Origin of the sequence: Variovorax ureilyticus (genome assembly GCF_037889935.1) — a bacterium.
Lineage (GTDB): Bacteria > Pseudomonadota > Gammaproteobacteria > Burkholderiales > Burkholderiaceae_C > Variovorax > Variovorax ureilyticus.
In genome coordinates, this window is sequence record NZ_JBBKZU010000002.1 from 405,987 (window position 1) to 419,778 (window position 13,792).

The 13,792-nt window shown below is 67.0% G+C and carries 11 protein-coding genes; 8 read left to right on the forward strand and 3 right to left on the reverse strand.

The window, feature by feature from the left end; translation table 11 throughout:
* The first annotated feature begins 93 nt into the window (after window positions 1-93).
* Window positions 94-1,851 carry a phospholipid carrier-dependent glycosyltransferase gene (locus tag WKW77_RS06350; RefSeq protein ID WP_340355994.1) on the forward strand — a complete coding sequence of 586 codons (1,758 nt, stop codon included), beginning with the start codon at window positions 94-96 and terminating at the stop codon, window positions 1,849-1,851.
* 17 nt (window positions 1,852-1,868) lie between these two features.
* Here the strand turns inward: WKW77_RS06350 and WKW77_RS06355 are convergent, their stop codons facing one another.
* Window positions 1,869-2,894: a 4-hydroxythreonine-4-phosphate dehydrogenase PdxA gene (locus tag WKW77_RS06355; protein WP_340355995.1), complete on the reverse strand. Its 1,026-nt coding sequence runs from the start codon at window positions 2,892-2,894 to the stop codon at window positions 1,869-1,871.
* A 25-nt stretch (window positions 2,895-2,919) separates the two neighbouring features.
* Complete coding sequence (locus WKW77_RS06360; RefSeq protein WP_340355996.1) at window positions 2,920-3,909, reverse strand: Bug family tripartite tricarboxylate transporter substrate binding protein; 990 nt, start codon at window positions 3,907-3,909, stop codon at window positions 2,920-2,922.
* Between the two features lie 103 nt (window positions 3,910-4,012).
* On the opposite strand from WKW77_RS06360, the gene WKW77_RS06365 reads away from it, so the two are divergent.
* Window positions 4,013-4,951 (forward strand): LysR family transcriptional regulator, encoded by a 939-nt coding sequence (locus WKW77_RS06365; RefSeq protein WP_340355997.1) that lies wholly within the window; start codon window positions 4,013-4,015, stop codon window positions 4,949-4,951.
* 24 nt (window positions 4,952-4,975) lie between these two features.
* On the opposite strand, the gene WKW77_RS06370 is transcribed toward WKW77_RS06365, so the two are convergent.
* A complete protein-coding gene (locus WKW77_RS06370) occupies window positions 4,976-5,434 on the reverse strand; it encodes a hypothetical protein (protein ID WP_340355998.1) in 459 nt (152 codons plus the stop codon).
* 240 nt (window positions 5,435-5,674) lie between these two features.
* Between WKW77_RS06370 and WKW77_RS06375 the strand changes: the two genes are divergently transcribed.
* The 6 genes from WKW77_RS06375 to tssC all read left to right on the forward strand — a co-directional run bounded on the left by WKW77_RS06375 (window position 5,675) and on the right by tssC (window position 13,792).
* Entirely contained in the window at window positions 5,675-6,097 is a 423-nt protein-coding gene (locus tag WKW77_RS06375; RefSeq protein ID WP_340355999.1) for an FHA domain-containing protein, read from the forward strand.
* A 188-nt stretch (window positions 6,098-6,285) separates the two neighbouring features.
* Window positions 6,286-6,933 carry a response regulator gene (locus tag WKW77_RS06380; protein WP_340356000.1) on the forward strand — a complete coding sequence of 216 codons (648 nt, stop codon included), beginning with the start codon at window positions 6,286-6,288 and terminating at the stop codon, window positions 6,931-6,933.
* Window positions 6,923-8,746, forward strand: a complete 1,824-nt coding sequence (locus WKW77_RS06385; protein WP_340356001.1) for an ATP-binding response regulator — start codon at window positions 6,923-6,925, stop codon at window positions 8,744-8,746. Before WKW77_RS06380 ends, WKW77_RS06385 begins: the two co-directional genes overlap by 11 nt.
* Window positions 8,747-8,962: 216 nt before the next feature.
* The gene (gene tssH / locus WKW77_RS06390) at window positions 8,963-11,644 is read left to right on the forward strand and encodes a type VI secretion system ATPase TssH (protein ID WP_340356002.1); all 2,682 of its coding nucleotides are present in this window, start codon (window positions 8,963-8,965) and stop codon (window positions 11,642-11,644) included.
* A gap of 72 nt (window positions 11,645-11,716) precedes the next feature.
* The gene (tssB, locus tag WKW77_RS06395) at window positions 11,717-12,256 is read left to right on the forward strand and encodes a type VI secretion system contractile sheath small subunit (RefSeq protein WP_340356003.1); all 540 of its coding nucleotides are present in this window, start codon (window positions 11,717-11,719) and stop codon (window positions 12,254-12,256) included.
* A 42-nt stretch (window positions 12,257-12,298) separates the two neighbouring features.
* Complete coding sequence (gene tssC, locus WKW77_RS06400; RefSeq protein WP_340356004.1) at window positions 12,299-13,792, forward strand: type VI secretion system contractile sheath large subunit; 1,494 nt, start codon at window positions 12,299-12,301, stop codon at window positions 13,790-13,792.

Here is a 13,792-nt window from a genome sequence, read left to right on the forward strand (position 1 = left end):
CATCGCATTCAGACGCCGTTCAGGTGCATTAACCTGAGATTCATTCCCGCGTAGCAACCTCGGCCGGTTCAATCTGGCGACCCCCTACCTCTCGTGTTTCCTGCAATCCGACTACGCACACCCAAGAAGAGCGATCTTCCCGGCAGCGGCGCCGCGCCCGCCGACGCTGACAGCTGGCTGACCCCTTCCGGCGCGGGAAGCATCGGCAAGCCTGTGGCGATCGGGCCGCTCGTTCTCGTTCTGATGCTCGTGCTGCTGGGCGTGCTGTGGTTCGCCGATCTCGGCTCGCGGTCGCTGATCAGTCCGGACGAGGGCCGCTATGCCTCGATCGCGCTCGAGATGGCACGCAGCGGCGACTGGATCACGCCGCGCCTGAACGGGCTGATCTATTTCGAGAAGCCGGTCATGCAGTACTGGATAGGCGCGCTCGCCTTCCTCGGCTTCGGCGTCTCCGAATTCTCGGCACGCCTGTGGCCCGCGCTTTCGGGCTTCCTCACGCTGCTGATGGTGGGCTACACCGCCGCCCGGCTTTGGGGGCGCGAGAGCGGCATCCGTGCGCTGGCGATCGCGGCCTCCATGACGTGGGTGGTCGGCAACAGCCACTTCCTCACGCTCGATGCAGGGCTGACCTTCTTCCTGACCGTCGTGCTCTGCGCAGTCCTCCTGGCCGAAGGCGCTGCGTCGGACGCGGTGATGCGGCGCCGCTGGATCTGGCTCGCCTGGGCGGCAATGGCTGGCGCGGTGCTGAGCAAGGGACTGGTGGGCGTGGCCATCCCGGCCGGCGTGCTGTTCGTCGCCAGCCTGTGGCGCCGCGATGCTTCGCTGATCCGCGGCATGCACTGGTGGTCCGGGCTGCTGGTCCTCTTCGCGCTCGCGACGCCATGGTTTGTCCTGGTGTCGATGCGTAATCCCATCTTCGCCCAGTTCTTCTTCGTGCACGAGCACTTCGCGCGCTACCTGACCACCGTGCACCAGCGGCAGGGCGCGTGGTGGTATTACGTGCCGCTGCTGCTGGGCGGCATGCTGCCGTGGACCAGCGCCTTGCCCTGGCTGGGACGGTCGGGCGCGCAGGAGGTCGGACGCCGCGATGGCCAGGCGCGCGACCTGCTCGTCGTCTGGTGCGCCTTCGTGTTCCTGTTCTTCAGCGCCTCGGGCTCCAAGCTGCCGTCCTACATCCTGCCGATGTTCCCCGCGCTCGCGCTGCTGGCCGCGCGGGCGCTGCGCGACATGCAACCAGGCACCTTGCGCTGGCATCTGCTGCTGCCGACGCTGGTCTGGGCGGCGGCTTTCGTCATCTCGACGAATGCGGCCCGGTTCGCATCGGCTGCGGCGCCTGCCGAGGTGTTCGCGCCGATGGCGCAGGCCCTGCGTGTCGGCGCGGTCGTCTTCCTGGTCTGTGCCGGTCTCGGCTGGTTCAGCCTCGCCCGCCGGAACGTGACGGTCGCGATCCTGTGCGTGGCATTCGGCCATCTGATCGCGACCACGGTGGTCCTTCGATCGCACGACGCGTATGGACAGCTCAAGAGTGCGGCGCCTTTTGCCGCGGCGCTGCGCGCGGAACTGCATCCGGGCACGCCGGTGTTCGCCGTCGCCGCGTACGACCAGACATTGCCTTTCTATCTCGGCCGCGACGTGACCTTGGTGGCCTACATGGACGAATTCGCTCTCGGCGAAGTCCAGGAGCCCGACAAGTGGCTCAAGACCGTCGACGAGTTCGTCACGCGCTGGCAGGCGCTCCCACAGGCGGCGGCTTACATCAATCCGGTGATCTGGACCGAGCTGCAGCAGCGCGGGCTGCCGATGCGCGTCATCTACCGGGACGCTGGCCGCGTCGTCGTGGTGAAGAAGTAGGGCCGGCCGGCGCGCGCTCAGCCGGCTGCCTGCGCCGCTCGTGCCCCTGCTGTTTCGCGCGCCATGCGCACGCACAGGTCGAAGGCATGCTGAAGGCCCTCGATCTTCGCAACGCCCTGGCCAGCGATGTCGAAGGCGCTGCCGCTCGCCGAGGTCGCCACCGGCACCGGCAGGCCGCCGTGCAGCGTCACGCCCTGCTCGAAGCCCATGAGCTTCATCGCGATCTGGCCCTGGTCGTGGTACATCGACACGACCGCGTCGAAGTCGCCGCGCCGCGCGCCGATGAAGACCGTATCGGGCGAGTAGGGCCCGCGCGCATCGATGCCTTGCGCCTGCAGCGTACGCACGGCCGGCGCAATGACCTCGATCTCCTCGGAGCCGATGGAACCGCCGTCGCCCGCATGCGGATTGAGGCCCGAGACCGCGATGCGCGGCGCCTCGACACCAGCGCGCACGAGGGTGCCGTGGATGATCCGCACCGCGTCCTGCACCGCGTCGCCGGTGATGAGGGCCGCGACATCCTTGAGCGGTACGTGCGATGTCACGCGCGAGGTCCACAGCTCGCCGGTGATGTTGAACTCGCAGACGAAGCCCGGCACGTCGAAGCGTTCCTGCATGTAGCGCAACTCGTCCTCGTGCTGCAGTCCGCCCAGGCGCAACGAATGCTTGTTGAGCGGTGCGAAGACGATGCCGTCGACCAGGCCTCGGCGCACGGCCTCGGTGGCGAGCTGCATCGCCTCGAAGGAGGCCTTGCCGGAATGCGCATTCGACTCGCCGAGCACCGGCGCGCGTCCGCCCATCGTGTCCTGCACGAGCAGGCTGGGGCGGCCCGCTTCGAAGCGCAGCGCGTCGAGGTCACGCAGCCGCAATGGTTCGGGCGTGGCGACGCCTGCGATGCGCCAGCCGCTTTCGAGCACCAGCGGATCGGCGATGAGCAGCAGGTCCGCCGCCTCGATGTTGCGTGCGCGCGCGAGCAGCCTGGCCGTCATCTCGGGGCCGATGCCGCTCGGGTCGCCGGGCAGCACTGCGATTCTGGGTTTCATCGACATTCTTTCCTCAGGTGGTGTGTCACTCGGCGCGCATGCCGGTGTCCCGGACCAGCTTGCCGTAGCGCTCGAACTCGCTGCGGTTCATCTCCGCGAAGGTGGCGATGTCCATCGGCGTGATCTCGCCGCCGAGCGCCTTGATGCGTTCCTGCACGTCGGCCATGCGCAGGCTCTGCGTGAGCTCGACGTTGAGGCGCTCGACGGCGGCGCGCGGCGTGCCGGCGGTCACGAAGAGGCCGTACCAGGTGTTGACGTCCGCGCCAGTGACGCCGGATTCCGCGAGCGTCGGCACGTCGGGCAGCTCGGGCGTGCGCTTCGCCGCCGCGACCGCGAGCGGCCGCAGCTTGCCCGCCTTGATCTGCTGCATGGCCGAGGAGGTGCTGTCGAACATCATCTCGACCTGCCCGCCGATGATGTCGATATGCGCCTGCGAGCTGCCCCGGTAGGGCACGTGGATGGCCTTCGTCCCGGTGGCCAGCGCGAAGGCCTCGCCGCCCACGTGCTGCGTGCTGCCGATGCCCGATGAGGCGTACCTGAAGGCGCCGGGCTTCGCGCGCATCGCGGCCACCAGTTCGCCCACGCTCTGGTAAGGCGAGGCCTGCGGCACCACCAGCACGTTGGGCATCACCGCCACCAGGCCCACGGGCTGCAGGTCCTTGAGCGGGTCGTACTTGAGCTTCAGCAAATGCGGCGCAACGGCCTGGCCGGTGTTGGTCGCGAGCAGCAGCGTGCTGCCGTCATTCGCGGCGCGTGCCGTGAGCTCGGCCGCGATGGTGTTCGAGGCGCCGGGCCTGTTCTCGACGACGACCGGCTGCTTCAGGGCGACCGCGAACTTGTCCGCGAGCAGGCGCGCGAGGATGTCGGTGCCGCCGCCCGCCGAGGCGCCGACCATGATCCGCACGGGCTTGTCGGGGTAGGCGCTCTGCGCGGCGGCCGCGAGCGGCGCGGCGATCAGCAGCAGGGCGGCGAGTCCGCGGACAGCGGCGCCGCGCAGCAGGGGCTGGAATGGCATGGGGCGTGTCTCCGAGTTTTCTTGAAATCCGACGCATGCAGCTTAGGGATGTTCGCCATTCCAATCCAATCGCGATTTCTGAAGAATTCATATACGCGCGTATATGAGTCGTCCGTCCTCCGAAATCCCGCCATGGCGCCTGCTGCTGCGACTTCGCACGCGGCAGTGGGTGCTGCTCGCGCTGCTCGACCAGCACCGCAACCTCGGCCGTGCCGCGGCGGCGATGAACGTCAGCCAGCCGGCGGCGACGAAGCTGCTGCAGCAACTCGAAGAAACCTTCGCGGTGCCGCTGTTCACCCGCATCGCGCGCGGCATGACGCCCACGCCCTATGGCGAGGCGCTGGTGCGCCATGCACGATGGGTCCTCACCGATTTCGGCGCGGTGTGCGAAGAGGTCGAGGCGCTGCGCTCGGGCCTCAGCGGCTCGCTGCGCGTGGGCAGCGTGCCCGGCGCCGTGCCGGAGCTGCTCGCGCCGACGCTGGTGGCCTATCAGCAGAAGCACGAGCGCGTGGCCGTCAGCGTCGTAGTCGACACCAGCGACGTGATGCTGCGCCTGCTCGCGCGCGGCGAGGTCGACCTGATGCTCGGCCGTCTCACCGAGGACCACAGCGCCGAGGCCTTCGATTGCGTGCCGCTCCTCGGCGAGCCGCAGGTGGTGGTGGTGCGCAAGACGCATCCGCTCCTGCGGCGAAGGTCGGTGTCGCTGCGCGAGTTGGTCGAATGGCCGTGGCTCTTGCAGCCGCCAGGCTCGCCGCAGCGCGGGCGATTCGAAGCGGCCTTGCACGAGGCGGGCATCCAGGAGCGGCTGCGTATCACGGAGACGGCCTCTCCGATCGCGATGACCGCGCTGCTGGAGCACTCGGACATGTGCGCGGTGATGCCGGCCTCGCAGGCGGCACACTATGCGCGGCTCGGCCTGCTGCGCACCTTGCCGGTGAAGCTGCCGATCCGCGTGCCGCCGATCTATCTCATCACGCGCAGCGCCCACAGCCTGTCGCCCGCGGCGGCGGCGTTCGTGGCGCTGCTGCGGCCCGCTTCGTGATTTGGCGGGCGGACGCCGGGCCCCTTACTCGAGGAAATCGACGAAATGCGGAATCACTTCCCGCAGGAAGTGGATCTCCTCGGCGGGAATGCTGCGCGGCTCGAGGTCGAAATGGATGAAGGTCCCGTAGGGCTTTCCGCATTCCTTGGTGAGCAGGCGGCCGTAGTACGACTCGACCATGCCGGTGTAGGGCCGGTTGGTCAGGCGCTGGTCCTGGGAGGCATGGCTGGTGACGAATTCGCCGTGTTCGACGGCGTGCTGGCAGAAGCTCTTTCCGAGCGGCACCACCTTGAGCCACGTGCGGTATTCGGACGCGCGATCGAAGGCGTGCGCCGCATGCATCACGTCGCCGTTCAGCTTGTAGATCGCCGTGAACCGGAAAGACGTCCGGTCGTTGAGCATGGCCAGCGCAGGGACGATCCCGCCGCTGGCCAGAAGGTTGCGAACCGCTGCTGCGGGCGTGGGCAAATCGACATCGAGCATGAATGAACTGTTTGGGGCGCGGGCGAGAATCTTACGCAATTCTTACGACACTTCGGGGCAGGGTTTCACCTGCGCACACAATGCTCCCCGATGCATTCCATCGGCCGCGCGCTGGCCATGAAGAGGCCGTGCCTGCCGCCCGCCTGCCTGCCGAAGACGGGCCCTACACAATCGCGGGACAAGGCCGATATACGATGGGTGCGCGGGAGGCCTCGTGACCGCGCGCCAGGACCACCAACCATGCCAACCCTCCTCATGATGACCGCGACCGGCGACACCCGGCAGGTACAACTCGCCCCGCAGGGCAACAGAGTGGGTCGCGGCCCGACCAACGACGTGATCGTCGATTCCGCGCAGGCCAGCCGCGACCATGCGCTGATCGACGTCGAACAGGCCTTCGTCACCATCACCGACCTCGGCAGCCGCAACGGCACCTTCGTCAACGACGTCCAGATCGAGACCCAGGTGCTCGTCGACGGCGACGCGATCCGCCTGGGCACCTACGAGATGCGCTTCGTCGCGACCGACCAGGAATTCACCCACATCGAGGCGCTGCGCATGCTCACGATGCACGGGCTCTTGGTCAACATCCCGCGGCCTGCCGCCCATGCCGATGCGCCGACTGCGCCGGAAGCGCCGCTGAGCGGACGCGGGCGCCTGTAGCCAAGCCGACGCCCTCGGCAGCCGAATCCACGTGGCCGGCACCGGCTGCGTCATCCAAAAGAAGGAGATCGCTCGCGCTGGCGAAGTGATAGGCTGCGCCCGACCCAGATTCCGTGTTGCGCGCCGGCTGCCGCAACCTCCGGAACATGTGCATGACCTGAAGAGCAGCCCGGGAGAGCCAACAGCAAATGCGCGCGCTATGGATCGAGGATCACCAACTCGTGGGGGACTCCTTCGAGCTTCTTCTTCAATTGATCATGCCCGATGCTTCGCTCGACAAGGCCCGCGATCTCGACAGCGCACGGCGGCTCATGGAGACCTTCCCCTACGAGCTCGTCCTGCTCGACTGGTGGCTGGGCACGCATGACGGCGAGCGCTCCATCAAGGTGCTGCGCGACGCGAGCCGGGACACGCCGATCATCGTGGTCTCGGGCGACGACCGCGACGTCGTGATGGACCGTGCGCTCGCCCTTGGCGCCGCGGGCTACGTGCCCAAGAGCGCCGACCCCGGTGCGCTGCTCGAAGCGGTGCGCGTCGCACTGCGCGGCGGGGTGAGCCGGCCGCCGCGCCAGAACGGCAAGCCCGGCGAAGGTGCCTTGGGCGGCGTCGCCCAGCCGGTCGACGTCGAGACCCTCTACCCGGACCTGACCCCGCGTCAGGCCGAAGTCTTCCGGGCGCTGATGCGCGGCAGCTCGGACAAGCAGATCGCGCGCGAACTCGACATCTCCGACACCACGGTGAAGACCCATGTCCGCGCCATCCTGCAGATCGTCGGTGTGCACAAGCGAGGAGAAGCAGCGCACGAAGCTCGCGTCAGGGGTGCGGGTGATCTCTGACGCGAGCATCGGCCTGTCCGCCCGGGAGCTGCGGCCCCTGGTCGAGGCCGAGCAGGTGCAGCTGTCGGTCCAGCAGCTGCGCCGGCTACTGTTGCCGCTGATCCTCGCCGATGCCTTCGTCACCTGGGTGGCCTGGCAAGTCGGGCTGCAGACGATCGCGCCGGTCTGGTTCGCGGCCATGGTCGTCGCACACACCGCGCGCTGGGTCTACCTCCTGCGCATCGGCGAGCCGGGTCGCGTGGCGCCGGCGACATGGCTGTCGCGATCGGCCGCCGCGCTGGCCGTTCTTGCGGTGCTGCGCTCCGCGATGGTGCTGATGATCTTCACACGGCCGATCAGCGAATACCACTACGTGCTCACGATGATCTCCTTCGGTAGCGCGGTCGGCGCGATCTCGCCGGTCGCGGGCCATCTGCGCAGCTACGTGGGGTGGAGCTCGATCGTCGGCGGCGCACTGTGCGTCGGCTGGATCGCGCGCGGCACGCTCGAAGGCGCGGCCATCGCGACGCTGCTGCTGATGCTCTTCGTGGTGCTCACTTTCTATGTGCGCGACCAGGGGCGCACGCTGGTGCAGCTCGTGTCGCTGTCCGAATCGCTACGGCGCGAACGCGACCGCGCGGAGAAGGCGAGCGAGGCCAAGACGCGCTTCTTCGCCGCCGCGAGCCATGACCTGCGCCAGCCGCTCACAGCGCTGTCGTACAACGCCGCGACGGTGCAGGAGCTCGCGCGCCTGAGCGGCGACGAGATGCTCGACCGTGTGGGTCAGGGCATCCGACGCGCCTTGTCGGAAAGCAGCTCGCTGCTCGACAGCCTGCTCGAAGTCTCCAAGCTCGATGCCGGCGCGGTGCGCGCGGAGGAGCGCGATGTCGATGTGATGAAGCTGCTGGGCCGCATCGCCGAATCATTCACGCCGATCGCGAACGCGGCGGGGCTGGAGCTGCGCTGCCTCGGCGGCCATCACAAGGGCCTGTGGGTGCGCACCGACCTCGCCTTGCTGCGCCGGATCATCCAGAACCTGCTGGGCAACGCGATCAAGTTCACGCACGACGGCCATGTGTCGATCGAAGCTTTCGCCGACGACCGCACCGGCAAGGACTGCGTGTGCATCCGCGTGTCGGACACCGGACCGGGCATCCCGCATGAACTGCAGGAGCATGTGTTCGAGGAGTTCTATCAGGTCGGCAATCCCGAGCGCAATCGCAGCCGCGGCCTGGGCCTGGGGCTTGCGATCGTCCGGCGCATCGCGGGCCTCTTGAAGATCAGCGTCGCGCTCACCAGCCAGCCCGGCCAGGGCGCGGTGTTCGAGCTGCGCATGCCGCGCATTCCGGCACCGCGCGGCGCGGGCGCTGAACTGCTTCCCGATGGCAGCGAAACGGCGCCCGGCAGCGCGCGCAGGCGGGTGCTCTTCATCGACGACGAGCCCGAGATCCGGGAATCGTTGACCGCATTGCTGTCCACCCTCGGCTGGGAGGTACGGTCCGCCAGTGACCAGCAGGAAGCCGAGGAAATCCACGAGGCGGGCTTTGCGCCCGACGTGCTGCTGATCGACTTCCGGCTGCGCGACAACGCATCGGGACTCGACGCGTGGAAGGCGCTGAAGCGGCGCGGCTGCGCTGCGCCTGGATTGATGATCACGGGCGAAACGGAACCGCGCCGCATCGCGGCCGCGCGCGAGGCGGGGATCACCGTGCTCTACAAGCCGGTGGATGGGGCGCAGTTGCTGCAGGCGATGGGGCGGGCGCTCGGTTCAACTGGCGTGCCGAGGAGCAACGATGCGGCAGCAATCCAGGATTCGGCGCCTCCATCCTTCTGAGGACATTCATTTACGCTTGATCGGTGTATGCTCGCCGGCACATAAATAGAGGACGGCAGAGGAAGCCGGACAAGAACATATGCCTCAAGACATCGCCATGCCCTGGTGGGCATTCACGCGCTGGCGCAGCGCTCCTTGTGCTTGTCGTCGAGACGCGACGAGCCTTGACCCTCAACGGATTTCCCTCTTCGATGCCATTGCGAGCTGAACTTCGCGATGGCTGTTTCACGACGAGCGCTGTTTGGCAAGCTCGATCTGACGCTGTTCCGGGCCATCGAATCGGCCACGGCGTTCGCCAAGCTTCGCGGTAATCCCTACGTTGAGCTGACGCACTGGCTGCATCAGCTCTGGCAACTCAACGACAGCGACCTTCACCGGATCTGTCGCCGCTACCAGATCGAGCCGCAAGGCGTCGAACGTGATCTCGCATCGGCACTCGCGTTGCTGCCCTCGGGCGCCTCGTCGCTGAGCGATTTCTCGCATCACCTCGGGGCCGCCGTCGAGCGCGCCTGGATCGTTTCCAGCCTCGAATACGGCGATCGTTGCATCCGCAGCGCGTGGCTGCTCATCGCGCTGCTGCAAACGCCGGAGCTTCGCAGCGTGCTGCTCGGCATCTCGACGGCATTCCGCAAGATTCCCGTCGACGCATTGATGGAGTCGGCGACATCCATCGTCGCCGGTTCGCCTGAGGAGCGCGAAGGCCCGCACGACGGTTCGGGCCTCGCGTCCGCGATGCCCGGCGAAGCCAGCGGCGCGGTCGCGGAAGTGGCGGAGGGAAAGTCCGCGCTCGCGAAGTACTGCGTCGACCTGACGCAGCGCGCACGCGCGGGCGAGATCGATCCCGTCATCGGCCGCGAGCATGAAATCCGCACGATGGTCGACGTCCTGCTGCGGCGTCGCCAGAACAACCCGCTGCTGACCGGCGAGGCCGGCGTCGGCAAGACCGCCGTGGTCGAGGGACTGGCTCTCGCCATTGCGCGTGCCGAAGTGCCCGCCGCACTGTGTGAAGTGCGCCTGCTGAGCCTCGACGTCGGCGCATTGCTGGCCGGCGCGAGCATGCGCGGCGAATTCGAATCCCGACTCAAGGGCTTGCTCGAAGAGGCGAGCCGCTCGCAGCAGCCCGTCATCCTGTTCGTCGACGAAGTGCACACGCTCGTTGGCGCAGGGGGACAGGCCGGCACCAGCGATGCAGCCAACCTGCTCAAGCCCGCACTGGCGCGTGGCACCCTGCGCACTATCGGCGCGACGACGTGGAGCGAATACAAGCGCCACATCGAGAAGGACCCGGCGCTCACGAGGCGTTTCCAGGTGCTCCAGGTCGCCGAGCCCGATGAAGCCTCGGCCATCGAGATGGTGCGCGGCCTCGTCGCGACCTTCGTCGCCCATCACGGCGTCACCATCCTCGACGAGGCGGTGCGTGCGGCGGTGATGCTGTCGCACCGCTACATCCCCGCGCGCCAGTTGCCCGACAAGGCCATCAGCCTGCTCGACACCGCCTGTGCACGCGTCGCGATGTCATTGCAGACGCCGCCGGCGGCGGTCGATCATCTGCGCCAGCGCATCGTCGCCTTGCAAACCGAGCTCGATCTGCTCGAAAAAGAAGGCGTGATCGCGCACGGACATGAAGCGCGGTCAAGCCGCGTGACCGCCGTCAAGACAGAACTGACATCGACGGCCGAAGAACTGTCCGCGCAGGAGAAGCGCTGGCAGCACGAACTCGCGATGGTCCGCAACATCCAGACCCTGCGTGCCGAGCACGCCGCGGATGCCATCGGCGCGCCATCTGCCGACCTCGCGAGGCTCGAAGCCGAGCTGGCCGAGCGCCAGCAAGATACGCCGCTCATCTTCCCGCAGGTCGGCGAGGACGTGGTCGCCGCGATCGTCGCCGACTGGACCGGCATCCCTGTGGGCCGCATGATCCGCGACGACGTGGCCGCCGTGTTCCAGCTCCAATCCACGCTCGACCGCCGCGTCATCGGACAGGGCGAGGCGCTCAGGGTCATCACCGAACGCGTGCAGACCGCCCGCGGACGGCTCACCGATCCGAACAAGCCCGTGGGCGTCTTCCTTCTCGTCGGCCCGTCCGGCGTCGGCAAGACCGAAACCGCGCTGGCGCTGGCCGAGGCCATGTATGGTGGCGAGCAGAACCTCATCACCATCAACATGAGCGAGTTCCAGGAGTCGCACACCGTCTCCACGCTCAAGGGTGCGCCGCCGGGTTATGTGGGCTTCGGCGAAGGGGGCGTGCTCACCGAGGCCGTGCGCCGCAAGCCGTACAGCGTGATCCTGCTCGACGAGGTCGAGAAGGCGCACCCCGACGTGCACGAGATCTTCTTCCAGGTCTTCGACAAGGGCTGGATGGAAGACGGGGAAGGGCGGCGCATCGACTTCCGCAACTGCACCATCCTGCTCACCAGCAACACCGGCTCAGACCTCATCGCGAGCCTGTGCGAAGACCCCGCGCTCATCCCCGATGCGCCCGCGTTGCGCGAAGCGCTGCTGCCCGAGTTGCGAAAGGTGTTCCCGGCCGCGTTCATCGGACGGCTTTCCGTCGTGCCGTATCTGCCGCTCGGTGAGAGCGCGCTGGGCGACATCGTGTCGTTGCACCTCGATCGCGTGGTCGCCCGCATGCAGGAACGGCACGACATCGCGTTGAGTTACTCGCCGGCGCTGGTCAAACACATCATCGAGCAGTGCGGCACGCATGAGACGGGCGCGCGCCGCCTTATCGGCTACATCGAGCAGAACCTGCTGCCCGTGCTGTCGCGCCACTGGCTCTGCGCCTTGCACGACCGGCAGACCATCGCCCGCATGTCCGTGGACGTCGCGTCCGATCCGTCATCCGAACATGAGGCGAAAGGAGGAGAAGCCATCGCTTGCCAGATCGAGTTTGCGTGATCCCCCCGTACCGTGCGCCGGCTTCGCCGGCCGACGAGTCATTCCATCTCATGTCAACCAGTCAGGACCTTCATGGCCAATAGCAACAGTCAGAAATTCATCGCCCGCAACCGGGCGCCGCGCGTGCAGATCGAGTACGACGTGGAAATCTACGGCTCCGAAAAGAAGATCGAGCTGCCTTTCGTCATGGGCGTGCTCGCCGACCTTTCGGGCAAGCCCGTCGAGACGCTGCCGCCCGTCGGCGAGCGCAAGTTCCTCGACATCGACATCGACAACTTCGACGAGCGCATGAAGGCCATCCAGCCGCGCGTCGCGTTCGCCGTGCCCAACACGCTGTCGGGTGAAGGCCAGCTCATGGTCGACATCACCTTCGAGAGCATCGACGACTTCTCGCCGGCCGCCATCGCGCGCAAGGTCGAGCCGCTCAAGGCGCTGCTCGATGCGCGCACGCAGCTGTCCAACCTCCAGACCTACATGGACGGCAAGGCCGGCGCCGAAAGCCTCATCAACAAGCTCATGCAGGACCCCGCGCTCATGAAGTCGCTGGCTGCAGCGCCCAAGCCCAGGGCTGCCGGTGACGAAAGCGGCGCCGAAGCCGCAGAGATCGTCTGAACGTTGCACTGATCGCAACTCGTCTCACATCAGGGAAGAACAATGAAGCCAAACAACAATCAGGCCATCACCCACACGAAGCTCGCTGACGCCTCGGACTTCTCCTCCTTGCTCGACAAGGAATTCAAGCCCAAGACCGAAGAAGCGCGCGACGCCGTCGAAGATGCCGTTCGCACGCTCGCCGAGCAGGCCCTCGTCAACGCCGCCACCATCAGCGACGACGCCTACGGGAGCATCGAAGCCATCATTGCCGAGATCGATCGCAAGCTATCCGAGCAGATCAACCTCGTGCTGCACAAGGAAGAGTTCCAGAAGCTCGAATCTGCATGGCGCGGCATGCACCACCTCGTCTCCAACACCGAAACCGACGAGAAACTCAAGATCCGCTTCATGGATCTGTCCAAGGACGAGCTGCGCCGCACCATGCGCCGCCACAAGGGCGTTGCCTGGGACCAAAGCCCCATCTTCAAGCGCATTTACGAAGAAGAGTACGGCCAGCTCGGTGGCGAGCCCTACGGCTGCCTCGTCGCCGACTACCACTTCGACCACACCCCGCCCGACGTCGAAATGCTCGGCGCCTTCGCCAAGATCTCGGCCGCGTCGCACGCGCCCTTCATCGCCGGCGCGGCGCCGTCGCTGCTCGGCATGGAATCGTGGCAAGAGCTCGCCAACCCGCGCGACCTCGCCAAGATCACGTCGAACCTCGAACACGCGCCGTGGAACTCGCTGCGCGACACCGAGGACTCGCGCTACGTCGGCCTCGCCATGCCGCGCTTCCTGGCGCGTCTGCCTTACGGCGCCAAGACCAACCCGGTCGACGAATTCGACTTCGAGGAAGAAACCGAAGGCGCCGACCACCGCAAGTACGTGTGGAACAACGCGGCCTACGCCATGGCCGTCAACGTCAACCGCAGCTTCAAGCTCTACGGCTGGTGCACCATGATCCGCGGCGTCGAATCGGGCGGCACTGTCGAGAACCTGCCTTGCCACACCTTCCCGACCGACGACGGCGGCTTCGACATGAAGTGCCCGACCGAGATCGCCATCTCCGACCGCCGCGAAGCCGAACTCGCCAAGGCCGGCCTCATCCCACTGGTGCACCGCAAGAACACCGACCATGCCGCCTTCATTGGCGCGCAGTCGCTGCAGCGCCCGCAGGAGTACATGGACCCGGACGCAACGGCCAATGCCAACCTCTCGGCCCGCCTGCCGTACCTCTTCGCGAGCACGCGCTTCGCGCACTACCTCAAGTGCATCGTGCGCGACAAGATCGGCACCTTCAAGGAGCGCGACGAGATGCAGCGCTGGCTCAACGAGTGGATCATGAATTACGTCGACGCCGACCCCGTCAACTCCTCGCAGGAGACCAAGGCCGGGCGCCCGCTGGCTGCGGCGGAAGTCGTGGTGGAAGACGTCGAAGGCAATCCGGGCTACTACGGCGCCAAGTTCTTCCTGCGCCCGCACTTCCAGCTCGAAGGTTTGACCGTCTCGTTGCGGCTGGTCGCCAAGCTGCCTTCGCTCAAGGAAGCGGCCTGA